This is a genomic window from Comamonas sp. 7D-2 (assembly GCF_022749555.1).
Taxonomy (GTDB): Bacteria; Pseudomonadota; Gammaproteobacteria; order Burkholderiales; family Burkholderiaceae_C; genus Comamonas; species Comamonas thiooxydans.
On record NZ_CP094238.1, the window covers coordinates 4,421,377 to 4,442,653 of the forward strand.

Annotated in this window: 20 protein-coding genes and 1 pseudogene; 9 read left to right on the forward strand and 12 right to left on the reverse strand. The window is 62.7% G+C overall.

Annotated features, from left to right (window positions below; genetic code table 11):
* The first annotated feature begins 24 nt into the window (after positions 1-24).
* The 5 genes from MPZ60_RS20260 (at position 25) to MPZ60_RS20280 (ending at position 3,964) form a co-directional block, all read left to right on the forward strand.
* Complete coding sequence (locus tag MPZ60_RS20260; protein WP_003066721.1) at positions 25-1,374, forward strand: CHASE3 domain-containing protein; 1,350 nt, start codon at positions 25-27, stop codon at positions 1,372-1,374.
* A 158-nt stretch (positions 1,375-1,532) separates the two neighbouring features.
* Entirely contained in the window at positions 1,533-1,694 is a 162-nt protein-coding gene (locus MPZ60_RS20265) for a DUF1328 domain-containing protein (protein ID WP_003051882.1), read from the forward strand.
* Between the two features lie 161 nt (positions 1,695-1,855).
* The gene (locus tag MPZ60_RS20270) at positions 1,856-2,398 is read left to right on the forward strand and encodes a YtxH domain-containing protein (protein WP_080746105.1); all 543 of its coding nucleotides are present in this window, start codon (positions 1,856-1,858) and stop codon (positions 2,396-2,398) included.
* A 69-nt stretch (positions 2,399-2,467) separates the two neighbouring features.
* Entirely contained in the window at positions 2,468-2,788 is a 321-nt protein-coding gene (locus MPZ60_RS20275) for a BON domain-containing protein (RefSeq protein WP_003066716.1), read from the forward strand.
* 120 nt (positions 2,789-2,908) lie between these two features.
* Positions 2,909-3,964, forward strand: a complete 1,056-nt coding sequence (locus MPZ60_RS20280) for a putative zinc-binding metallopeptidase (protein ID WP_034355773.1) — start codon at positions 2,909-2,911, stop codon at positions 3,962-3,964.
* A 4-nt stretch (positions 3,965-3,968) separates the two neighbouring features.
* On the opposite strand, the gene coaD is transcribed toward MPZ60_RS20280, so the two are convergent.
* The 4 genes from coaD to MPZ60_RS20300 form a co-directional block, all read right to left on the reverse strand.
* Entirely contained in the window at positions 3,969-4,463 is a 495-nt protein-coding gene (coaD, locus tag MPZ60_RS20285; RefSeq protein WP_034355775.1) for a pantetheine-phosphate adenylyltransferase, read from the reverse strand.
* Between the two features lie 160 nt (positions 4,464-4,623).
* Positions 4,624-5,334, reverse strand: a complete 711-nt coding sequence (gene rsmD / locus MPZ60_RS20290) for a 16S rRNA (guanine(966)-N(2))-methyltransferase RsmD (RefSeq protein WP_003066710.1) — start codon at positions 5,332-5,334, stop codon at positions 4,624-4,626.
* Positions 5,331-6,683 (reverse strand): pitrilysin family protein, encoded by a 1,353-nt coding sequence (locus tag MPZ60_RS20295; RefSeq protein ID WP_034355777.1) that lies wholly within the window; start codon positions 6,681-6,683, stop codon positions 5,331-5,333. The genes rsmD and MPZ60_RS20295 overlap by 4 nt, the downstream gene beginning before the upstream one ends.
* 17 nt (positions 6,684-6,700) lie before the next feature.
* Positions 6,701-8,134 (reverse strand): pitrilysin family protein, encoded by a 1,434-nt coding sequence (locus tag MPZ60_RS20300; RefSeq protein WP_034355780.1) that lies wholly within the window; start codon positions 8,132-8,134, stop codon positions 6,701-6,703.
* Positions 8,135-8,198: 64 nt separating this feature from the next.
* Between MPZ60_RS20300 and ftsY the strand changes: the two genes are divergently transcribed.
* Positions 8,199-9,356 carry a signal recognition particle-docking protein FtsY gene (gene ftsY / locus MPZ60_RS20305; protein ID WP_034355782.1) on the forward strand — a complete coding sequence of 386 codons (1,158 nt, stop codon included), beginning with the start codon at positions 8,199-8,201 and terminating at the stop codon, positions 9,354-9,356.
* A gap of 107 nt (positions 9,357-9,463) precedes the next feature.
* Here the strand turns inward: ftsY and cutA are convergent, their stop codons facing one another.
* Both cutA and MPZ60_RS20315 read right to left on the reverse strand, forming a co-directional pair.
* Positions 9,464-9,838 carry a divalent-cation tolerance protein CutA gene (cutA, locus tag MPZ60_RS20310; RefSeq protein WP_034355786.1) on the reverse strand — a complete coding sequence of 125 codons (375 nt, stop codon included), beginning with the start codon at positions 9,836-9,838 and terminating at the stop codon, positions 9,464-9,466.
* Positions 9,839-9,880: 42 nt separating this feature from the next.
* Positions 9,881-10,885, reverse strand: a pseudogene (locus tag MPZ60_RS20315) (2-dehydropantoate 2-reductase).
* Positions 10,886-11,123: 238 nt separating this feature from the next.
* Between MPZ60_RS20315 and MPZ60_RS20320 the strand changes: the two are divergent.
* Positions 11,124-11,336: a hypothetical protein gene (locus MPZ60_RS20320; protein ID WP_034355789.1), complete on the forward strand. Its 213-nt coding sequence runs from the start codon at positions 11,124-11,126 to the stop codon at positions 11,334-11,336.
* Positions 11,337-11,418: 82 nt separating this feature from the next.
* Here MPZ60_RS20320 and MPZ60_RS20325 read toward each other — a convergent pair whose 3' ends face one another.
* The 5 genes from MPZ60_RS20325 to MPZ60_RS20345 all read right to left on the reverse strand — a co-directional run bounded on the left by MPZ60_RS20325 (position 11,419) and on the right by MPZ60_RS20345 (position 17,185).
* Positions 11,419-12,867 carry an aldehyde dehydrogenase family protein gene (locus MPZ60_RS20325; protein WP_149353961.1) on the reverse strand — a complete coding sequence of 483 codons (1,449 nt, stop codon included), beginning with the start codon at positions 12,865-12,867 and terminating at the stop codon, positions 11,419-11,421.
* Between the two features lie 114 nt (positions 12,868-12,981).
* A complete protein-coding gene (locus tag MPZ60_RS20330) occupies positions 12,982-13,911 on the reverse strand; it encodes a dihydrodipicolinate synthase family protein (RefSeq protein ID WP_034353752.1) in 930 nt (309 codons plus the stop codon).
* 11 nt (positions 13,912-13,922) lie between these two features.
* A complete protein-coding gene (locus tag MPZ60_RS20335) occupies positions 13,923-15,095 on the reverse strand; it encodes an L-rhamnonate dehydratase (RefSeq protein ID WP_034353756.1) in 1,173 nt (390 codons plus the stop codon).
* A 60-nt stretch (positions 15,096-15,155) separates the two neighbouring features.
* Positions 15,156-16,205 carry a 4-hydroxythreonine-4-phosphate dehydrogenase PdxA gene (locus tag MPZ60_RS20340; RefSeq protein ID WP_034353759.1) on the reverse strand — a complete coding sequence of 350 codons (1,050 nt, stop codon included), beginning with the start codon at positions 16,203-16,205 and terminating at the stop codon, positions 15,156-15,158.
* 2 nt (positions 16,206-16,207) lie between these two features.
* Positions 16,208-17,185 carry a tripartite tricarboxylate transporter substrate binding protein gene (locus MPZ60_RS20345; protein ID WP_034353761.1) on the reverse strand — a complete coding sequence of 326 codons (978 nt, stop codon included), beginning with the start codon at positions 17,183-17,185 and terminating at the stop codon, positions 16,208-16,210.
* 115 nt (positions 17,186-17,300) lie between these two features.
* On the opposite strand from MPZ60_RS20345, the gene MPZ60_RS20350 reads away from it, so the two are divergent.
* A complete protein-coding gene (locus tag MPZ60_RS20350) occupies positions 17,301-18,245 on the forward strand; it encodes a LysR family transcriptional regulator (RefSeq protein WP_034353764.1) in 945 nt (314 codons plus the stop codon).
* Between the two features lie 159 nt (positions 18,246-18,404).
* Here the strand turns inward: MPZ60_RS20350 and MPZ60_RS20355 are convergent, their stop codons facing one another.
* The gene (locus MPZ60_RS20355) at positions 18,405-19,349 is read right to left on the reverse strand and encodes a LysR family transcriptional regulator (protein WP_080746069.1); all 945 of its coding nucleotides are present in this window, start codon (positions 19,347-19,349) and stop codon (positions 18,405-18,407) included.
* Positions 19,350-19,476: 127 nt separating this feature from the next.
* Between MPZ60_RS20355 and MPZ60_RS20360 the strand changes: the two genes are divergently transcribed.
* Complete coding sequence (locus tag MPZ60_RS20360; RefSeq protein ID WP_034353767.1) at positions 19,477-21,051, forward strand: MFS transporter; 1,575 nt, start codon at positions 19,477-19,479, stop codon at positions 21,049-21,051.
* Positions 21,052-21,277 lie beyond the last annotated feature (226 nt).

The following is a 21,277-nucleotide window of genomic DNA, read 5'->3' on the forward strand; positions in this document are numbered from 1 at the left end:
TGCCTTGTAGGTGAGAGGATGTAGATGCGTTGGACCAATATCCGCAAAATTGCAGTCAGCCTGACGATCGCAGTCATTGCGGCAGTCTTAATGGTAAGCATTAATGAAGCTGGCTATAAGCGTTCGTTGCAGGCTCTGGACACGCTCACCAAGACGCAAGCCACTAGAGCCAAGCTCAATTTGCTGATGCAGCAAATGCTGGATGCGGAAACCGGCCTGCGCGGCTACCTGCTGACAGGAGAGGAGCGCTATCTCGAGCCCTATAACTCTGCCTCCGCCGCGATCAGCAGCAGCATGGATGACCTGCGCGGCATCTTCATCATGGACCCCAAGGAGCTGGCAACCTTTACTCCACTGGCCCGCCAGGTCGAGCGCAAGACCAGCGAAATGGAGCTGAGCCTGCGCCTTTATCGCCAGGGCAACGATGAAGCGTGGCGCTTTGTGATGTTTACCGACGTAGGCATGGAAAACATGGATGCCATACGGGGCCACATCAAAACCCTGATGGACAGCATCGATCAGCGCGTCAAGTCCAATCTCGCGGATATCGAACAAACGCTGGGTCTGTCACGCCTGGGAATTGCGACAGTGACCGCTCTGGGGATTCTGGGCTTCTTCATGTACCTGCGACAGGCCAATGCGCTGCAGCACTCACATCAGCGCGAGCAGGAGATTCAGCGCGATGAACGCAATCGTCTGGAGGAAGTCGTTCGCGACCGCACAGCGGCCCTCACCGAGCTGGCAACCCATTTGCAGCAGGTGCGCGAGGATGAGCGAGCGCACTTGGCACGTGAGTTGCACGATGAACTGGGCTCGCTGCTGACCGCCGCGAAACTGGACGTTGCGCGCCTCAAGTCCAAGATCGACACCTCGACACCCGACGTCTCCGAACGCATCACCCATCTGATCGAGACGCTCAACAGCGGAATTGCACTCAAACGCCGCATCATTGAAGACCTCCGACCCTCTTCTCTCTCCAACCTGGGCCTGACCACCGCGCTGGAAATCCTGACCCGGGAATTCGGTGAACGCAGCAACATCGAGGTGGAATGCAGCCTGGAGCAGGTGGACCTGCCTGAATCCACGCAGCTGACGGTCTATCGCGTCGTACAGGAGTCGCTCACCAACATCGGGAAATACGCCAGGGCCAGCCATGTCATCGTCACGGTGCATAACTATCCCACCTATGTGGCCGTGCAGATCCAGGACGATGGCCAAGGCTTCGAGACGGCCAGCATGCGCCCCAACTCCCATGGACTGGCAGGCATGAAACACCGCGTTGAAGCTGTCGGCGGCAGGCTTACCGTGGCATCCCAGCTCGGCAAGGGAACCACGATCTCGGCAGTCATTCCTTTGACAATGGCAAGCACCTGAACTGGACGCACATGTCAACGCAGTCCTACATGACTGTCCATAAATACCCCGACCCTGGTGACAGAAGCTCACCGTCAAGCTTGGGCTGCTCAGTTCTCTACATTCAATACATGGCCGCACGGCAATGCCTGTCGGCCTGCATTCGATAGGAGAAAACCATGTTGCACTACGCCATTGTCTTTCTGGTGATTGCCTTGATCGCTGCAGTGTTCGGCTTCGGCGGCATCGCGGCCAGCGCCGTAGGTATCGCCAAGATTCTGTTTTTCGTGTTTCTGGTCATGGCCGTCATCACCTTCCTGATGGGCCTCGTGAAGAAATAGCATTGGTGCCAAATGTGTAGAACTTTGTTCCGGCACATTGCACAAACCACCAGTATTCGCCATGATCGCTCTCAGCTTCTGCCTCCGAAAGGCCGGGTTACGAAGACTGGCGTTACTTCACGCTGTCACGATAATTTCTAGATTTCAGGGAGTTCCAAACAATGAGCCAAGCCGTAAAAGACGCCAAGGACACGGTTGAAGATCTCAAGGACGCCGCCAAGGAGCTGGCTGCCGATGCCAAGGAATCGGCAAAGCATGCCGCCCAATCCGCCCAGAATGTGGCCCACAAGGTAGCCGATGCCGCTGAAGATGCAACGGACTCCGGCAAGCAGGCCGCCCAGAAAATGGTGAATGAAGCTCAGGACGTGGCAGAGGACGTCGCCGACAAGGTTCATGACGCCGCACGCCGCGCACGGCGCACGGCCTCCGAGGCCATCGACTCCACAGGGCGTCATATACGCAATATCGACGACAGCGAAAACCCGCTGATCGACAACCTTGCCAACCGGGCACAGGATCTGGCCGAGCGCAGTATCAACTTCTGGGCCGACAGCTCGCACCGCGCACGCCGTCAGTTCAACACCGCAGCGGATGCGACCACCAAGTATGTGTCCGAACAACCCGGGCGCTCCGTGCTGATCGCCGCGGCGACCGGGGCGGCTCTGGCGACGGCTTTCTTTCTGGGCCGCTCGCGCAGGAAGTGAGCAGGAATTCACTCTGAGCCGTTTTTCGCAAGCGTTCTTTGCGCCTTTTCAAAACCAAGGGAGAACCATATGAAGAATCTGACTCGCGCTTTGGCTTTCAGTCTGGTCGCCGCAACGACCGTGCTGGCAACCACAGCCTGTTCGGTGGCTCGTGACCAGCAGACTGTGGGCTCCTATGTGGACGACGCCGGCATCACCACTGCGGTGAAGGCCAAGATGGCCGAAGACAAGAATGTCTCTGCAACCGCCATCAGCGTCGAAACCATGAACGGCACCGTGCAGCTGTCGGGCTTTGCCAAATCCGAAGCAGAAAAGGCCCGTGCCGGCGAAATTGCCCGCACGACCAAGCATGTGCGCGAAGTGCGCAACAGCATCGTGGTCAGACCCTGATCTACCCGCATGAGGCAAAGCCCTGTCCGAGGGCTGCACTTCCAGCCCCAAAGCCAGCTTTTGAGCTGGCTTTGTTTTTTCCTACAACCGGGTCGCTGACTTCGCCATTAAAGTGTCCGCATGCAAGTTTTCAATTGCGAGGCCTGCGGCCACCTGATCTATTTTGAAAGCCTGCAATGCGTGCATTGCGGAGCAAGCCAGGCATTCCTGCCCGACCAGTTGCGCGTCGGCATTCTGCCCCCGGCCGGGGGCCCCGACACACGCTACCGCGCCTGCGCCCACCGACACAACATCAGCCTGTGCAATTTTGCGATCGAGGCCTCAGACCCGCAGCCGCTTTGCGTTTCCTGCCGACAGACCGAATGGCTGCCGAACGGCAGCGATCCCGCCAATGAGCTGCGCTGGGCCAAGATCGAGGTCGCCAAGCGCAGGCTGTTCTACACCCTGGCCAGGCTGGGCCTGCTGGACCCTCATGGGCACCGCGTAGCCGAGCCGCGCTTTTCCCTGCTCGCAGACCTGCCCGGCCAGAATCCCGTCATGACCGGCCATGCCAGCGGCATGATCACGCTCAACGTGGTCGAGGCAGACGACGACGAACGTGCCAAACGCCGCCAGGCCTTGCACGAGCCCTATCGCACGCTGATAGGACATCTGCGTCACGAATCGGGACATTTCTACTGGGATCAGCTGATAGCCAACAGCGAGCATCTGGAGCGCTTCAGGGCATTGTTTGGCTATGAGAATCAGGACTATGCCCAGGCCCTGCAGCGCCATTACGGCAAGGACCCGCTGGACAACAGCTGGCGCGGTCAGTTCATCAGCGCCTATGCCACCTCACACCCCTGGGAGGACTGGGCCGAAACCTGGGCTCACTATCTGCACATGGTGGACTTGCTGGAGACCGCAGCCAGCTACGGCACCTGCATTACCGTGCCGGACATACCCAGCACGGGCCAGCAACTCATTCAAAACCCGCTGGGGCCGGTGCCGCCCGATTTTTCGGTGATGCAATCCCAGTGGGTGCCGCTGACCCTGCTGCACAACAGCCTGAATCGCAGCCTCGGCCATGGCGATGCCTATCCGTTTGCCATTTCCGGCCCGGCCTGGGACAAGCTGCGCTTTGTCCACGAAACCATCAGCAGCTATCGCAGCAGGGCGACTAGCCAGGGAGGCTGAAAGCTCAGGCCTTGCGGCCGACCTTGACCATCAGGCGCTCATGCACGCCCTTGGAAACAAACTTGTCCACATCGCCATTGAGCGTGGCAATCTCGCGCACAAAGGTGGAGCTGATGAACTGATAGCGATCGCTGGGCGTGAGGAACACGGTTTCCACTTCGGGCATCAGCGTGCGGTTCATGCCGGCAAGCTGGAACTCATAGTCGAAGTCCGTCACCGCACGCAGGCCGCGCACCATGGCCTTGGCGCCGCGCGCGAGCACAAAATGCGCGAGCAGCCCGTCAAAGCTCTCCACCTCCACCTGAGGATAATTGGCACAGGACTCGCGCACCATGGCAATGCGCTCTTCCAGCGAAAACAGCGTCTTTTTGTGATGGCCTGCCGCCACGGCCACGATGACCTTGCCAAACAGCTGTGCAGCCCGGCGCACCACATCTTCATGCCCCAGGGTGATCGGGTCAAAGGTTCCGGGGTAAACAGCAATCAGGTCCTGGCTCATGGCTTATCTCTCTCCTGCGGGTCTTGATGAGGGTGAGGGCTGCTGCAGTGCAGCGTAAAGAGATTATGCATTCAGGCCTGCACAGCGCTGCCCCATACAAAAAAGAGCTGCTGACGCATCTGATCAAAGCGCCTGCAGCTCCCGGTTCAATAGTAAAGGTCTATTGCTTCTTCAGCAGATGCGCATGGACGGCGCCGGCCTTCAGATAGCGATGCAGCTCCAGTCCCATTTCCAGCAGGCGCTCTTCGGCCCAGGCTTCGGGAGCTTCCAGGTAAATGAAGCCGCCGTCGTTCAAGGCCGCGATGGCCGCCTTGAGCGCGGGCTCGAACAGCTCGGTCTGGCCGAATGGCGGATCCAGCAAAATCAGATCCTGGCCCGCCACGGTCTTCAGGCAGCTCAGCGCATCGCCGCGCTGCACCTTGACCATCCTGGCATCGAGCTTCTGCTGAAGACGCTGCAGCTGCTGCACCAGGGCGGCATCCTGTTCGTTCATGATGACGCTGGTCGCGCCGCGCGATGCGGCTTCGAAACCCAGTGCCCCGGTGCCCGAAAAGGCATCGACGCATTTCCAGTTGCTCAAGTCCTGACCCAGCCAGTTGAACAGGGTCTCGCGCACGCGATCGGGCGTGGGCCGCAGACCGGGCTTTTGCGCCACGACCAGGCGCGTGCGGCGCCATTGCCCGCCGATGATACGGATTTCACCGGCCCCCGTGGCGGCCGGCTTGGCTGCAGCGGGCTGGGCAGCCTTGGCTCCGGGGCGGGCCGGACGGCTGGCCGCCAGCTCCTGCGCCTTGCGCTCGGACTCGTGAATCATCTTGTCCAGCGCCTTGCGGCCTGCGGGGGTGTGTAGCTTGATGGCGCTGCGGCTCATGGCTTGGCTCCGAGAGTGATGGTGACCATGCGCTCGGGCTGGACCATGCGCTGCATCGCCTCCTTCACGTCCTTGGTGGTCAGAGCCTGAACGCGATCGGTCCAGTGCTCCAGATAATCGAGCGGCAGGCCATTCCAGGCAATGTTGGCCACATTGCCCAGCAGCTTGCGATTGCTGTCTATGCGCAAGGCAAAGCCGCCGATCAGGTTGTCCTTGGCCGCCTTGAGTTCCTTGTCGCTAGGACCTTCGGCAATGAATTTGCGCAACACGTCCTGCGAGACCTTGAGCGCCTCGGCCGCCTGATCGGGCCGGGTCTGCAGGCCGATAATGAAGGCGCCGCGATCCAGTCCGGGCGAGAAGTCGCTGGAGACGCCATAGGTCAGGCCCCGCTTTTCACGCACCTCTTCCATCAGTCGCGAAGTGAAGCCGCCGCCGCCCAGGATATGGTTGCCCACCATTACGGCGAGAAAATCGGGGTTGTTGCGCGCAATGCCGGGCTGGCCGATCAGCACCTGGGCCTGGGCCGACTCGAACGGAATGTTCTCGACCTTGGCTTGCTGCAGATCCTGCACCTTGGCCACGGCAGGCAGCGGCGGGCAGTCGTTGCCATTGGTGGCCTGCAGCGGCCCCAGCAACTGCTTGACCATGGCATCGGCCTGCTGGCGATTGACCGCCCCCACCACGCTGACCTTGGCGCGGCAGGCGGCAATCAGCTTGCGGTGAAAGTCCTGCATGGCCGAAACATCGATCCGGCCCAGGCTGTCGACCGTGGTCTGATAGCCATAGGGCGAGCTGCCGAACACGGCCTTGCGGAATGCCTTGGAGGCCACGGTGCCGGGACGGGTGTCGGCTTCCTTGATGGAGGCACTCCAGCGCTCGCGATCACGCTGCCACACGGCATCGGGCCAGCTTGGCGAGGCGATCTGGCGCGCCGCCAGGGCCACGGCCTTTTGCTGCAGATTGGGCTCGGTCAGAGTGCGCAGGCCGTAGCTGAAGCTGTCACGCCCCGCACTGGCGCCAAAACTGGCGCCCAGGTCGGCCCAGGCCTGACCCAGGCCATTTTCATCCAGCGCAGGCGCATCGCCTGCCGCCTTGATGCCCTTGGAGGACATCATGGCCACGGCTGTCGCCAGGCCCACCTTGTCCTCGGGATCACGGCGGCTGCCGGCGTCGAAGTCCACCTGCACATCCACCATGGGAATACCAGGACTTTGCACCAGCCAGACCTGGGCGCCACTGGGCTGGGTCCAATGCTCTATCGGCAGTAAGGCCCAGGCAGATTGGGTTAGAAAACCCATTCCAGCGCTTACCACAAAAGCGCCAGCAGCTATCTTTTTCATAGTTTTCATATGTTTCTCCGCTGCGCTCAGTGCATGGATTTGTCTGCATCCGCCTTGCCCGACATGGGACGCTGGGGCTTGCTACCCGCCGGCAGAGGCTGAGGCACCAGGGTGCCGACAGTGAGCTGGTCGTCGCCAAAATATTTGGCGGCCACGGCCTTCACATCGTCAGAGGTGACTTTGCGCAGTTCGGCCAGCAATTTGTCCTCGGCATCCAGCGGCATGTTCTGAATCCAGTAATTGCCCAGGTTCTGGGCCTGGCCCATGACGGAATCACGCTCATAGACGTTGGAGGCCATCCACTGCGTCTTGACGCGCTCCAGTTCGTCAGCCTGCACGCCCTCATCAGCCACCTTCTTGATCTGGGCACGCAGCGCAGCCTCCACATCGGCCACGGTCTTGCCCTGGGCCGGAACGCCGGTCAGCATGAACAGGCTGGGCCCGCGCCCCATGATGTTGGCCGAGCTGCCGGCGCTATCGGCCACACGGCCGTTGGCCTGGCCTTCGCCCTGTACCAGGGCGCGCTCCAGGCGAGCACCGTCATAACCGTCCAACACGGCGGACAGCACCAGCAGCGCCAGCGCATCCTTGTCCTCGGCCTGCAGCTTGTCCACGCTCTTCAGGGTGGGGGTGCGATAGGCCATGGCGATAAAAGCCTGCTCGGCAGGCTGCTTGACCTCGATGCGGCGCACGCCGATCTGCCTGGGTTCGGTCTGCGGCTTGCGCTGCGGCAGGGCACGCGCGGGAATGCTGCCGTAATACTTCTCGGCCCAGGCACGTACCTGGTTGACGTTCACGTCCCCCACCACGACCACGGCGGCGTTGGCAGGCACATACCAGCGCTTGTGGAAATCGCGCACATCGCCGGGCGTCATTGAGTTCAGATCGCTCATCCAGCCCACCACGGGGCGGCGATAGGGCGAGGCCATGAAGGTGGCCGCCATCAGTTGCTCCATCAGCATGGCGCGCGGCTGGTCGTCGGTGCGCATGCGGCGCTCTTCCTTGATGACCTCGATTTCCTTCTTGAATTCGGAGTCCGGCCACTGATTGTTGGCAAAACGGTCGGACTCCAGCTTCATCACGTCTTCCAGACGGTTGGACGGAATCTGCTGGTAGTACCCCGTGTAGTCACGCCAGGTGAATGCGTTTTCCTGGCCGCCCAGCGCCGCCACACGACGCGAGAAGTCTCCGGGCTTGACGCTTTTGGAGCCCTTGAACATCATGTGCTCCAGCGCATGGGCCACGCCCGTGGTGCCGTCGACCTCGTCCATGGAGCCTACGCGTACCCAGACCATGTGCACGGCCGTGGGCGCGCGCCGGTCGGGCTGCACGATCAGCTGCATGCCGTTCTTCAGCGTGAACTGCTGCACCTGCGGCGCGGCCGCCGTGGCGGCAGCAGGCACAGGTTGCGACGATGCGCCCGGCGCAGCCAAGGCTGCCCCAGCGCTCAAACAGGCCATTAAGCCCAGTACAGGGAGTGCGCGTACATGTTTCATAGAATGATGCGATTCTAAAAACCCGCCAATGTTCAGTTTTTTCAAGAAAAAGCCCAGTTCACCCGATGCAGTGAACACCACGCCCGCTGCCGAGGCAGCCGCGGCGCCCGCTCCTGCCCCGCAAACCGGGCCAGCTACACAGGATACGCCTGCCGAAAACGGCAGCAGCTCCTGGTGGCGCAAGCCCTTTGGTGGCGGCGCGACGGCCAAGGCCGCCGAAGATCAGCCTGCCACTCAGGATTTTGTAGCAGCCCCCGAGCCTACCGCAAAGCCGCAAGCCCCAAATTCCCGTCAAAACTGGATGGAACGGCTGAAAGCCGGTCTGCGCAAGACCGGCTCCAGCATCGCCACCGTCTTTACCGGCACGCAGATCGACGACCGGCTCTATGAAGAGCTGGAAGACGCGCTGCTGATGGCCGACACCGGCGTCAAGGCCACCCAGCACCTGCTGGAAGACCTGAAGCGCCGCGTCAAGGACACCAAGACCACCGAGCCTGCCGCCGTCAAGGCGCTGCTGGCCGATGCGCTGACCGATTTGCTGAGGCCCCTGGAAAAGCCGCTTAGCATCGGCGAGCACACACCGACCGTCATCATGGTTGCCGGCGTCAACGGTGCGGGCAAGACCACGTCCATCGGCAAGCTGACCAAGCATCTGGCCGACGGCGAGCAGTCCGTGCTGCTGGCCGCCGCCGACACCTTCCGCGCCGCCGCGCGCGAGCAGCTGGGCGTCTGGGCCAATCGCAACACCGTGGAGATCATCAGCCAGGACGGTGGCGACCCCGCCGCCGTGAGCTTCGATGCCGTTTCAGCCGGAAAAGCGCGCAAAAAGGATGTGGTGCTGGTCGATACGGCCGGACGCCTGCCCACGCAGCTGCATCTGATGGAAGAGCTCAAGAAGATCAAGCGCGTGGTGAGCAAAGCCGACGGCACGGCGCCCCATGAGGTGCTGCTGGTGATTGACGGCAACACCGGCCAGAACGCCCTGACCCAGGTGCGCGCCTTCGACGATGCACTGCAGCTCACGGGCCTGATCGTCACCAAGCTCGACGGTACGGCCAAGGGCGGCGTGCTGGCCGCGATTGCGCAGGAGCGCCCCGTGCCTGTCTACTTCATCGGCGTGGGCGAGAAGATCGAGGATCTGGAGACCTTCAGCGCACGCGAGTTCGCCCAGGCCCTGCTGTCCTGAAGCACAATAACCATAGCTTCCAGCGCTTTATCTATCGAGTTTTCAGATAGATTCAGTACTGAAACCCAATAAAGGAGCGCGCAAGGCGCTCCTTTTTTATTCAGGCTTCAGAGCTGCACCTGCTGCTTGATCCACTTGGCATAGTCGTTCAGGCAGCGCTCGGTGCGCATGGTGATCTGGGGCACCTCGTAGCTGTGATGGCTGCGCAGCAGCGCGGTCAGCCGCGGCAGGGCTTCGGGCAGGGTCTTGCAGATCAAACGCCATTCGGGAGCGGTCTGCAGCACGCCGTCCCACTCGTAATACGAGGTGATGCGCTCGGTCTGCACGCAGGCCGCAGCCTTGGCCGAGACCAGCGCCCGCGCCATGTCCTCGGCCTCGGCCGAGTGCCCAACGGTCGTCGTCACCACGCACAGCGTGGCCCAATGGCTGTCCTGCGCGGACGCGGACTTGAGAGGTGCGGTCTGGGTAGATGTGGTGCTCATGTCGCCTAGTCTAGGCCCAAGACCGCCCTGCCCGCCACCGCCTTACACCGGATACAGACCCAGCTGCTGCGCGCGCAGCCGCGTCAGTCCCAGCAGCGCATCGGTGAACGGGGTCGCCATGCCGCACATGGCGCCCATCTCGCGCACGGCGCCCACCAGGGCATCCAGCTCCACCGGCTTGCCGGCTTCCACATCCTGGAGCATGGAGGTCTTGAAGCCGCCCAGCTTGAGCGTGACCTGATGGCGGTCCTGCGGGCTGTCGGCAAGCGGCAGGCCGATGCGCGCGCCGATTTCGCGGGCCTCCAGCATCACGGCCGTGATGAAGTTGCGCACCAGCTCGTCGCCCAGAATCCTGTCCGTGGTCGCGCCCGTGATCGCACTGACAGGGTTCATGGTCATATTGCCCCAGAGCTTTTACCAGGCGTCGCGCTGGATGTTGTCGCTGAGCCTGAGCTCGATACCGCCCGCACGCAGCAGCTCGGCCAGCGCCAGCAGGCGCGGCGTGGGCGCATCGCCGGGCAGGGCCGTGGGCTCGCCGACGATGAGGCTGTTGCCGAAATGCCGGCGCACCACGCCGGGAGCGTCAAGGGAGCAGCTGGCATGCACCACCGACCCGAGCACCTGCTCGGTGGGAATGGCGCGCGCAATCTCGCCCTGCGGATCCACTGTCCTGAGCTGCAGGCCGCGCAGGCTGGCATCCACGCCACCGGCCAGAAACCACCAGGGCACGCCGTTCATGGCGGTCAGCACCAGGGTCTGCGGGCCGATCAGCGGTGCGACGGCACGCGCCACATCGGGCATGGACGGCGCCTTGACGGCAATCACCACCACATCCTGCACGCCCAGGGCGGCCGGGTCCTGCTGCGCATTGACGGCCACGGTCTCATGCTCCTCGCCATGCACCAGCGTCAGGCCGTTGTGCTGCAGTGCAGCCAGCGTCTGGCCCCGCGCCACGGCGCTCAGCTCGCAGCCGGCCCTGGCCAGCGCCACGCCAAGCCAGCCGCCAATGGCTCCGGCACCGTAGATACAGACTCTTTTCGGACTCATGCTCTTGTCTCTCCTGTCTTATAGAACTCTCAAAAACAGTAGCTGCCGGTGCTTTACCGTAAAGCATCTGAAGACTATCCACCCTTGAAACCAGACGAGATCTTCGCAGCCGCTGTTCATTGTTGATACGTTAACAGCAGTATCCACCCGCGCGACACTGAAGGCCGTTGACAGCTGGACACCCCGCACTGCGCGCCATGCCAGCTGCCCTGTTCATCGCATTTTCAAGGACCGATTCATGAGCTCCAACACCACCGTCGTCAATCTCACAGCCCAGATCACGGCACTGGCCACTGCCTTGCGCATCGTGCTGGACGCCAGCCCCCAGGCTGCCCAGACACGCGAGCAGCTGGCCGCCGCGCTGGACAAGACCATTCACGACGCGCTGGAAGAAGGGGTCTGGGACAACGCCGACGGTGTCAAGACCATCAGGGCAGCGCTGCTGGACTGATCGCCACCGCGCCATGAAAAAGCCGGGCACTAGGCCCGGCAGAAGAGAAGCAACAATCAACGATCTCGCTCAGGCCAGCGCATCACGCCAACGTATAGGCCGTCTTCACCGTGGTGTAGAACTCCTGGGCATAGCGGCCCTGCTCGCGCGGGCCGTAGCTTGAGCCCTTGCGACCGCCGAACGGCACGTGGTAGTCCACGCCCGCCGTGGGCAGATTGACCATGACCATGCCGGCCTGGCTGTGGCGCTTGAAGTGCGTGGCGTGCTTGAGGCTGGTGGTCGCAATGCCGGCCGACAGGCCAAACGGCGTGTCGTTGGCCATGGCCAGGGCCTCTTCATAGTCCTTGACGCGGATCACGCTGGCCACGGGGCCGAAGACTTCCTCGCGGTTGATGCGCATGCCGGCTTCGGTGTCCACGAACAGCGTGGGCGCCATGTAGTAGCCCTGCTTGCCGCTTCCCGTGTGGCAGGCGACGCGGGCGCCACCGGCCGCCAGACGCGCGCCTTCGGCCTTGGCGATTTCAACGTAGCTCAGGTCCTGCTCCAGCTGGGCCTGGCTGACCACGGGGCCCATATCGGTGCCGGCGGCGCGTGCGTCACCCACCAAGATCCGCGCCATGCGCGCCTGCAGGGCCTCGATGAAGGCGGGGTAGATCTTGTCGGTGACGATGAGGCGGCTCGATGCCGTGCAGCGCTGGCCCGTGGAGTAGAAGCCGCTTTGCGCCGACAGTTCCACGGCCTGGTTCAGGTCGACATCGTCCAGCACGATCTGGGGGTTCTTGCCGCCCATCTCCAGCTGCACCTTCTTGCCCGAAGCCACGCAGGCCGCCGCAATGCCGCGGCCCACGCCCGTCGAACCTGTGAAGCTGATGGCGGCCACATCGGCATGGTTCACCAGGGCTTCGCCGATCACGCGGCCCGGGCCCATGACCAGGTTGAAGACGCCGGCGGGAATGCCCGAGCGGTGGATGATGCCGGCCAGAGCCCAGGCGCTGCCGGGCACCAGATCGGCGGGCTTCAAGACCACGCAGTTGCCGAAGGCCAGGGCCGGGGCGATCTTCCAGGCGGGGATGGCGATGGGGAAGTTCCAGGGCGTGATCAGGCCGACCACGCCGATCGGCTCGCGCGTGATCTCCACACCGATGCCGGGGCGCACCGACGGCACGGTCTCGCCAGTAAGGCGCAGGCATTCACCCGCAAAGAACTTGAAGATCTGGCCGGCGCGGCCGACTTCGCCAATGGCTTCGGGCAGGGTCTTGCCTTCTTCGCGCGCCAGCAGCTCGCCCAGCTCCGCTTTGCGCGCCAGGATCTCCGTGCCTATCTTGTCCAGGGCGTCGGAACGCGCCTGGATGCCCGAGGTGGACCAGGCGGGAAACGCAGCAGCGGCGGCGGCCACGGCGGCCTGCACATCGGACGCGCCGCCCTGGGCGTACTCGCCGATCACATCGGACAGATCGCTGGGGTTGGTGTTGGGGGAGTAGCTGTCAGCAGCCGTCCACTGGCCGTTGATGAGGTTGAGATGTGGGGTCATGGATATGCTCTTGATAGCGGAGCTTGTTGCGCCTGTTATTCATAGATCTCAGCATGAAAAGCATCTGAATTCTTTAATAAACAAGCGCATCAAGCTCCTGTATTCATAGTCGTCTCAACGAGCCCAGCGCAGCACCAGCGGATCCAGCCGGCGGGCAATGTCCAGCAGCTGGCGCCGCACCTCGGGATGCATGGGCGGCCAGGGCGAGCGCGGTGCATCGCAGGCGATCACGCCGCCTTCCTTCATCAGCGCCTTGGCGGCCAGAAAACCGGCCTGACGGTTTTCGTGGTTGATCAGCGGCAGCCAGCGCTGGTATTGCTCGAAGGCCTTGTCCTTGTCGCCTGCGCGGTGGGCTTCGATGATGGGGCGTATGCCGTCGGCAAAGCCGCCGCCGGTCATGGCGCCGGTCGCTCCGGCCTCCAGATCAGCCAGCAGCGTGATGGCTTCCTCGCCGTCCCAGGGGCCTTCGATGGCTTCGCCGCCCAGCGCGATCAGCTCGCGCAGCTTGCCCGCCGCACCCGCGGTTTCCATCTTGAAGTAGCTGACCTGCTCAATCTCCCTGGCCATACGGGCCAGAAAGGCGGGCGACAGTGGCGTGCCCGCGGCCGGCGCATCCTGGACCATGATGGGGATGTCGATGGCGTCGGACACGCCCTGGTAGAAGACCTGCACCTGGGCTTCGCCAAAGCGGAAGGTGGCGCCGTGGTAAGGCGGCATGACCATGACCATGGCGGCGCCCATGTCCTGGGCGCGGCGGCTGCGTTCGGCGCAGATCTTGGTACTGGTGTGCGTGGTGGTCACGATCACGGGCACACGGCCTGCCACATGCTCCAGTGCCGTGCGCGTGAGGGTTTCGCGCTCCTCGTCCGAGACCAGGAACTGCTCGGAGAAATTGGCCAGGATGCACAGGCCGTCGACGCCCGAGTCGATCATGAAGTCCAGGCAGCGCTTCTGGCTGGTCAGATCCAGCGTGCCGTCCTCGTGGAAGGTGGTGGGCACGACGGGGAAGATGCCCCGGTAACGGGGATTGGAGAGTCCGGGCATGCTGCGTCTCCTCAATCGATGATGTGGAACTGGTCGAGGTACTCGGTCTTGAGCGACAGACCCAGACCCGGCACGTCGTCGCGCAGCTGCAGGAAGCCGTTGTCGGCAACCGGTTCGCCGTCGAAGATGTACCAGAACAGCTCGTTGCCGACTTCCACATCGAAGATGGGGAAGTACTCGGCCATGGGCGAGGCCAGCGTGCTCATGGTCAAGTGGTAGTTGTGCATCTGGCCGGCGTGCGGGATCACAGGCACGGAATAGGCTTCGCACAAGGCATTGATCTTGTGCGCCGCCGTGATGCCGCCCACGCGGTTGGTGTCGTACTGCACGACGGAGACGGCCTTCCTGTCCAGCAGCTGCTTGAAGCCGTAGAGCGAAAACTCGTGCTCGCCGCCCGAGATGGGGACGATGTTCATGGCGTTGAGCTCGGCGTAGCCGTCGATGTCGTCGGCGATCACGGGCTCTTCCAGCCAGCGCGGCTCGAACCTGGCGAGCTTGGGCAGCATGCGCTTGGCGTACTCCAGGTTCCAGCCCATGTAGCACTCCAGCATCAGGTCGGTGTCGTAGCCGATGACCTCGCGGATGGCCTCGACGGACTTGAGGTTCTCGCGCACACCGTCCTGCAGATGGGCGGGCCCGTAGCCGAAGCGCATCTTGAAGGCCTTGAAGCCCTGATCCAGGAATTTCTGTGCTTCGTCCTGCATGTCTTTCAGGTCGGTGCGGTAGAGCTTGCTGTAGTAGCAGGGAATCTTTTCCTTGGTGCGCCCGCCCAGCAGCTTGAACACGGGCTTGTTCACGCTCTTGCCCAGGATGTCCCAGATGGCCAGGTCCACAGCCGAGATGGCGGCCATGGTCACACCCTTGCGGCCCCAGGCATGGGTGGCACGGTACATGCGCTGCCACAGGTATTCGTAGTCCCAGGGGTCCTGACCGATGACCAGCGGCGCCAGGTACTCGTCGATGATGGCCTTGGCGATTTTGGGCGCCAGGGCCACATTGCCCAGACCGATGATGCCGTCGTCGGTTTCGATCTCGACCACGGTCCACGAATGAAAGCGGAAGGTGCTCATGGACTCGGTGTTGGAGTACACCAGATCCATGGCGTTGGAGCAGAAGTTGCCCTGGGGCGGAACGGTCTTGCCCTTCCATTCATAGACACGGGCGCGGACGGACTTGATCTTCATACAGACCTCGAAAGAAAAGAGTGAGTAGGACAGGCGGCCCAGGCCGCCCGGGAAACGGGCTCAGACGGCTGGGGCAGCCTGGCGAGTGCGGTGCGCGGCCCCCATGCGTGCGGCAATCTGCAGCGCCTGCCAGGTGGCTTCCACATTGGCCTTGCCCTGGCCCGCGATGTCGTAGGCCGTGCCGTGCGCCGGTGTGGTGATGGGAATCGGCAGACCGCCCTGCACCGTCACCCCACGCGAGAAGCCCAGCAGCTTGATCGCTATCTGGCCCTGGTCGTGGTACATGGTCACGATGGCCTGGTACTCGCCGGCCTGGGCCTTGAGGAAGATGGTGTCGGCCGGGAACGGGCCGTGGAACGGCGCATCGCTGGGCCAGTCGCGCGCCTGCAGGGCCTGGACTGCGGGCCCGATGATGTCGATTTCCTCGCGGCCGCAGGTGCCGCCGTCGCCGTTGTGCGGGTTGAATCCGGCAATCGCCACCTTGGGAGCAGCCAGGCCGCTGGCGCGCAAGGCCTTGTAGATCAGCTCGGCCGCCTGGCTGATGCGCTCCACGCTCAGGTAGCTGGCCACATCCTTGAGGGGTACATGCGAGGAAATACGCGAGGTCCAGAGATCACCCAGCGTGTTGAACTCGCAGAAGTAGCCGGTCACGCCCAGGTACTCGGCAAAGTGGTGCAGCTCGTCCTCGTGGCGCAGACCGCCCAGCTTCATGGCCTGCTTGTTCAAAGGCGCAAAGCAGATGGCATCGATATCACCGGCCAGGGCCGCATCCATGCATTGGTCAAGCACCTGCAGCACCGAGCGGCCGCCCGCCGCCCCCACCTGCCCCGGCACCACATCGGCCTGGGCGACCGTGTCCACGGCCACAAAGGCCGGCAGCCGCGTATCGGCACGCTCGCGCGCAGCGGACAGGCCGGCCAGCGGAACCGTTGCAACCTGCAGTCCGGCGATGCGCTGGCCTTGCTCCCAGAGCCAGGGATCGCCTATCAACACCAGGTTCGCCTGCTCGGTGGCTTGCGGCCTGGCGAGCAAACGCGCAATCAGTTCGGCGCCGATGCCGGAAGGATCGCCCAGGGTCAGGGCGACAACGGGAAGAGAAGCCTTGCTCATGCTCAGTCCAGCTTGATGTTGTTCTTGCGAATGATGTCGCCGAAGCGCTTGTACTCGGCGAGGTGAAAACTGCCAAAGTCGGCCTGAGCCATGGGCCGCAGCTCGGCACCCACGGCTTCGAGACGGGTCTTGGTCTCGGGCATGGCGATGACCTTGTTGACCTCGTCATGCACTTTTTGCTGAACCGCCTTGGGCGTGGAGGCCGGCATGTAGATGCCGTACCAGGCACTGATTTCCACATTGCGCAGACCCGCTTCGGCCATGGTCGGTACCTGGGGCAGCTGAGGGTTGCGCTGGGGCGAAGTGACCGCCAGGGCGCGCAGCTTGCCAGCCTTGATCTGGCCTATGACCGAGGGCATGGTGTCGAAGCTCATCTGCACCTGGCCGCTGACCAGATCGACCAGGGCGGCAGCGCTGCCCTTGTAGGGCACGTGGGTGATCTGAATGCCTGCGGCATCCTTGAACACCTCGGCAGCGATATGCTGGGTGCTGCCCGTGCCGCTGCTGGCGAAATTGATCTGATTGGGATTCTTCCTGGCCATGGCCACCAGCTCCGCCACCGTGTTGGCGGCAACGGAGTTGCCCACCACCAGCACATTGGGCACGGAGCCGACAAAGGCCACGGGAACCATATCCCGGTTGTTGTCGTACCCCAGCTTGAGCAGATGCGGTGCGATGGCATGGGCCGTGACCACACCCATGACCATGGTGTGGCCGTCCGTGGCCTTGGCCGTCATGTCCACGGCCAGTGTGTTGGAGACGCCGGGCCGGTTCTCCACGATCACCGGCTGCTTGAGCAGCGGCCCCAGCCTGTCGGCCACGGCGCGGGCCATGGCATCGGTGCCGCCTCCGGGCGCGGACCCCACCAGCATGCGCACGGGCTTGACGGGCCAGTTCGCAGAGTCCTGGGCCTGGACCTGCCAGGGCAGCGCGGCGGCGCCGCACACAGCGGCTATGGAAAGTAGATGACGTCTTTGCACATTTGTCTCCTTGGCTTTTTTATTTCATCGCAGCCCGATGCTAGGGAAGGCGCTGATATGCGTAAATTGAAAGTTATTGATTAATCGATAACCTGAAGCAATAAGAAGCCATGCAATGGGATCGATAGACAAGCGCGACAACACGCCACAGTTGCTGAACCGGCTGCGCATGCGCCAGGTGGCCTTGATACTGGCCATCGACGAGCGCCAGACCTTGCGCGCGGCAGCGGCCGAGCTCGGCCTGACCCAGCCTGCCGCCACCAAGATGCTGCAGGAGCTCGAAGACGCCCTGGGTCAGCCCCTGTTCGAGCGCGTGGGCCGCCGGCTGCAGCGCAATGCGGCCGGAGAGCGGGTGCTGGAATATTTCCGTTCGCTGCGCGGCAATATCGAGGCCCTGAATCGCGAACTGGGCGAGCTGCGCCAGGGAAGCTCGGGACGGCTGGCCGTGGGCAGCATCATGGCCGCGTCACCCGGGCGGCTCACCCAGGCCTTGCTGGAGCTGAAAAAGCAGCTGCCCCTGCTGGAGCTGGAAGTGGCCGTGGACACCAGCGATCGCTTGCTGGCCCAGTTGCGTGAAGGGGTGCTGGAGGTGGTCGTCGGGCGCATGACCAATGAAGCCGGCAGCGATTGCAGCTTTCGCGCCATCGATGACGAGCAACTGGCCTTCATCGTGTGCGAGGGACATCCGCTGCTGTCGCTGCAGCGGCCCGGTCTGCAGGCTTTGCAGGGACATGGCTGGGTCATGCAGCCGCCCGGCAGCCCCATGCGCAGCTTGATCGAGCAAGAGTTCCGCGAGCACAGTCTGCCGCTGCCGCGCGGTCTGATCGAAACCGGCTCCATACTCACCACCATCAATCTGGTGCGCAGCTCGAACATGGTGGGAGTGATTCCGCGCACGGTGGCGGACCTTCATGCCGCCCACGGCATGCTGCATATCCTGCCGTATCGGACCAAGCACAGTCTGGAGGCCTACGGCAGCCTGGTACGCAAGGACAGGCCCATCAGCCGCTCGGCACAGATGTTCCTGGATCTGCTGCACCATCAACGTACGGTTGCCTGAACAGCGTCTGGCATTCGCTCGAAGTCGATCTTTGCGCACTAGTCAGGTCAGCCCAAATTTAGCCCGGAGTGCTAAAAACCGTCCACCTCCACTTTTCCAAATGCCTTGAGCCTTGAGCCTCAAGCGCAGGCATTGCACGGTGGCGGAAACGCACAAACCTTACCGGGAATGGACCGCATCCTCAGGATTCAGCAAAGCCGGAATCTCGGCCACCAGCGCGTCGATGGCCACCCGCAACTTGCAACGTAATTGCCGTGCCTGTGGCCAGAGTGCATGGATCTCATAGGAGCGTGCCCGATAGTCGGGCAGGATATGTACCAGCTCTCCACGCTTGGCATAGCTGCTCAGCAGCCAGCAAGGGACCCAGGCAATGCCATAGCCCGCCACAGCAGCAGCGGCAATGGCCTGTATATCGTCCATGCTGATCTGGGAGTGCACCTGCAGGCGGTAGTCCGAGCTGCCGCCTCGCCCAGCAACTGGCGAAACATTCCACGGGGCGACGACACCCGAGTGCGAGTAACTGATGACCGCATGACCATCGAGCTCCTCCAGTTTGCCGGGCGTGCCGTGGCGTGCCAGATAGGCCGGGGAAGCTCCGATGCTGATGTGCTGCGTGCCCAGCAGGCGCGCAGACAAGGTGCCGCTGTCTTGCAGCGGGCCTATGCGTATGGCCAGGTCAAATCCCTCCTCGATCAGATCGACTGTACGGTCGCCAAACGACAGATCGATGCTCAGCTGCGGATACAGACGCGTCAGATTCAGCAGTATTGGCGCCACGCACAGCTGCCCAAAGCCTTCTGGCACGCTGACCCGTAGGCGCCCGATGGGCTCCATGCGGCCACTGTCCAGATCCGCCTCGGCTGCATCCAGCTCCTTGAGTGCACGGGTGCAGCGCTCGTAGTAGATCTGTCCTTCCGCAGTCAGGGTCTGGGTACGCGTATTGCGCTGCAGTAGCCTCGAGCCCAGACGTGCCTCCAGCCTGGCAACGGCCTTGCCCACGGCAGAGCGCGTCACGCCAAGCCGCTTGGCAGCAGCAGTGAAGCCGCCCGCTTCCACCACCTGCACAAAGGTGGAGACTCCTTCCAGAGGGTCTTGCACAGTCATGTCGATTGGATCCTTCAACTCCCCAATGATGGGAAATCAACGCGTAAATTTAAGAATTTTATTCCCATAGACTCGCGTTGAACGTTCTGCGCCAGAACGCAGTTTCCCTTTTCTGGAGTGCGCAACCATGTCCTCGAATGATGTTGATCTCTTGAACACCAGCAGCCTGGAGCCGGCACCGACCCGGCGCAATCGCATTGCGCTGCTATCGGTCTGTCTGGCCTCACTGATGTTCAGCCTTGAAATCTCCAGCGTGCCTGTCATCTTGCCCACGCTGGAGTCCGTTCTGCACAGTGACTTCAAAGACATTCAGTGGATCATGAATGCCTACACCATCGCCTGCGTCTCGGTGCTCATGGCCACCGGGACACTGGCAGACCGGTTTGGCCGCAAGCGGGTCTTTCTGATCTCCATAGCCCTCTTTGCGTTTTCATCGCTGCTGTGCGGCCTGGCATGGAACACACCGATGCTGATTGCCAGCCGCGTGTTCCAGGGGGCCAGCGGCGGCGCCATGCTGATCTGCCTGGTAGCCGTCCTCTCGCATCAATTTCCGCAAGGCGCCGAGCGCAGCCGCGCCTTCAGCACCTGGGGAGTCATGCTCGGCATAGGCTTGGGCTTCGGCCCGCTGATTGGCGGCATGATCGTCGCCCTATCGGACTGGCGCTGGGTGTTCTGGGTACACGTGCTGATTGCCACGCTGACTTTCTTTCTGGCCACCATCGCCGTGCAGGAATCGCATGACCCCAAGGCCGGCGCGCTGGATCTTGCGGGCATCGTCACGCTGTCCCTCGCAGTATTTGGCCTGGCCTTCTTTGTGACGCAGGGCTCCGATACCGGTTTTGGCAGCATGTCTGCGCTGGCCGCCATGGCTGTGGGTCTGCTGAGTTTTGCGACCTTTGTGTGGGTGGAACTGCGTGCCCAGCATCCCATGTTCGACTTCTCCGTCTTTCGGGTGCGCAATTTCTCCGGTGCGCTGATGGGCTCCATGGGCATGAACTTCAGCTTCTGGGCATTCATCATCTACCTGCCCATCTATTTTCAGAGTGCGCTAGGTCAGGATGTCACGGCCGCCGGCGTCTCGCTGCTAGCCTACACCCTTCCCACGCTGGTGTTCCCGGTAGTTGGAGAACGCATCGCCATGCGCTATGGCCCGCGTATCGCCATTCCACTGGGGCTATTCGCCATCGGCCTTGGATTCATGCTGATGCTCGCTGGCAGCCAGCTCGCCAACAGCCACTGGCTTTACGTGCTGCCGGGCTGCCTGATTGCCGGCGCAGGGCTGGGCATCACCAACACCCCAGTGACCAATACCACCACGGCAGCGGTCTCCAGCGCACGCGCCGGCATGGCGTCCGGCATCGACATGAGTGCCCGCATGATTACGCTGTCGATCAATATCGCGCTGATGGGTTTCCTGCTGGTGCACGGCGTGCAGCAGCACCTGCAAACCGCATTGCATGAACCCGTAGATGCTGCTGCGCTGCGCGAGATGGCCAACGGCATTGTCTCTGGCAACCTGCAAGCCCTGTACGCCCTGCAGGCAGGCGCTGACGCAGCCACTTCGCCGCAGGCACTGACAGACATTGCCCGCGAGGCGCTGGTACACAGCTTTGGCGGCGTAATGCTCTATGCCGCCATCGCCGTGTGGCTGCTGGCACTGGGCAGCTTTGTGATCTTTTCGGGTCGCAGGCCAGCCCGGTGACTTTTATGGCGCTCCATGCCGATGGGCAAGAATCTGCTCGCTGATCTGCAACTTGGTTGCCTGCATTGCCATGGACATCGATTTCCTGCCGGGGCTGCAAGCGGCAGGCCTCGACAACATCGCAGGATTGGCAGCCGTGCCACCTGCTGTGTGCACCAGGCCAGAATCAGCATCCATGCCGAAGTACCACTGGTTGCCTCTCCCGCTCTGGTGCATCTCTTCACCA

Bases quoted from the DNA above. Each gene is read 5' to 3' on its own strand.
- MPZ60_RS20260 (WP_003066721.1), top strand. From the start codon at position 25: ATGCGTTGGACCAATATCCGCAAAATTGCAGTCAGCCTGACGATCGCA.
- MPZ60_RS20265 (WP_003051882.1), top strand. From the start codon at position 1,533: ATGTTGCACTACGCCATTGTCTTTCTGGTGATTGCCTTGATCGCTGCA.
- MPZ60_RS20270 (WP_080746105.1), top strand. From the start codon at position 1,856: ATGAGCCAAGCCGTAAAAGACGCCAAGGACACGGTTGAAGATCTCAAG.
- MPZ60_RS20275 (WP_003066716.1), top strand. From the start codon at position 2,468: ATGAAGAATCTGACTCGCGCTTTGGCTTTCAGTCTGGTCGCCGCAACG.
- MPZ60_RS20280 (WP_034355773.1), top strand. From the start codon at position 2,909: ATGCAAGTTTTCAATTGCGAGGCCTGCGGCCACCTGATCTATTTTGAA.
- coaD (WP_034355775.1), bottom strand. From the start codon at position 4,463: ATGAGCCAGGACCTGATTGCTGTTTACCCCGGAACCTTTGACCCGATC.
- rsmD (WP_003066710.1), bottom strand. From the start codon at position 5,334: ATGAGCCGCAGCGCCATCAAGCTACACACCCCCGCAGGCCGCAAGGCG.
- MPZ60_RS20295 (WP_034355777.1), bottom strand. From the start codon at position 6,683: ATGAAAACTATGAAAAAGATAGCTGCTGGCGCTTTTGTGGTAAGCGCT.
- MPZ60_RS20300 (WP_034355780.1), bottom strand. From the start codon at position 8,134: ATGGCCTGTTTGAGCGCTGGGGCAGCCTTGGCTGCGCCGGGCGCATCG.
- ftsY (WP_034355782.1), top strand. From the start codon at position 8,199: ATGTTCAGTTTTTTCAAGAAAAAGCCCAGTTCACCCGATGCAGTGAAC.
- cutA (WP_034355786.1), bottom strand. From the start codon at position 9,838: ATGAGCACCACATCTACCCAGACCGCACCTCTCAAGTCCGCGTCCGCG.
- MPZ60_RS20320 (WP_034355789.1), top strand. From the start codon at position 11,124: ATGAGCTCCAACACCACCGTCGTCAATCTCACAGCCCAGATCACGGCA.
- MPZ60_RS20325 (WP_149353961.1), bottom strand. From the start codon at position 12,867: ATGACCCCACATCTCAACCTCATCAACGGCCAGTGGACGGCTGCTGAC.
- MPZ60_RS20330 (WP_034353752.1), bottom strand. From the start codon at position 13,911: ATGCCCGGACTCTCCAATCCCCGTTACCGGGGCATCTTCCCCGTCGTG.
- MPZ60_RS20335 (WP_034353756.1), bottom strand. From the start codon at position 15,095: ATGAAGATCAAGTCCGTCCGCGCCCGTGTCTATGAATGGAAGGGCAAG.
- MPZ60_RS20340 (WP_034353759.1), bottom strand. From the start codon at position 16,205: ATGAGCAAGGCTTCTCTTCCCGTTGTCGCCCTGACCCTGGGCGATCCT.
- MPZ60_RS20350 (WP_034353764.1), top strand. From the start codon at position 17,301: ATGGGATCGATAGACAAGCGCGACAACACGCCACAGTTGCTGAACCGG.
- MPZ60_RS20355 (WP_080746069.1), bottom strand. From the start codon at position 19,349: ATGACTGTGCAAGACCCTCTGGAAGGAGTCTCCACCTTTGTGCAGGTG.
- MPZ60_RS20360 (WP_034353767.1), top strand. From the start codon at position 19,477: ATGTCCTCGAATGATGTTGATCTCTTGAACACCAGCAGCCTGGAGCCG.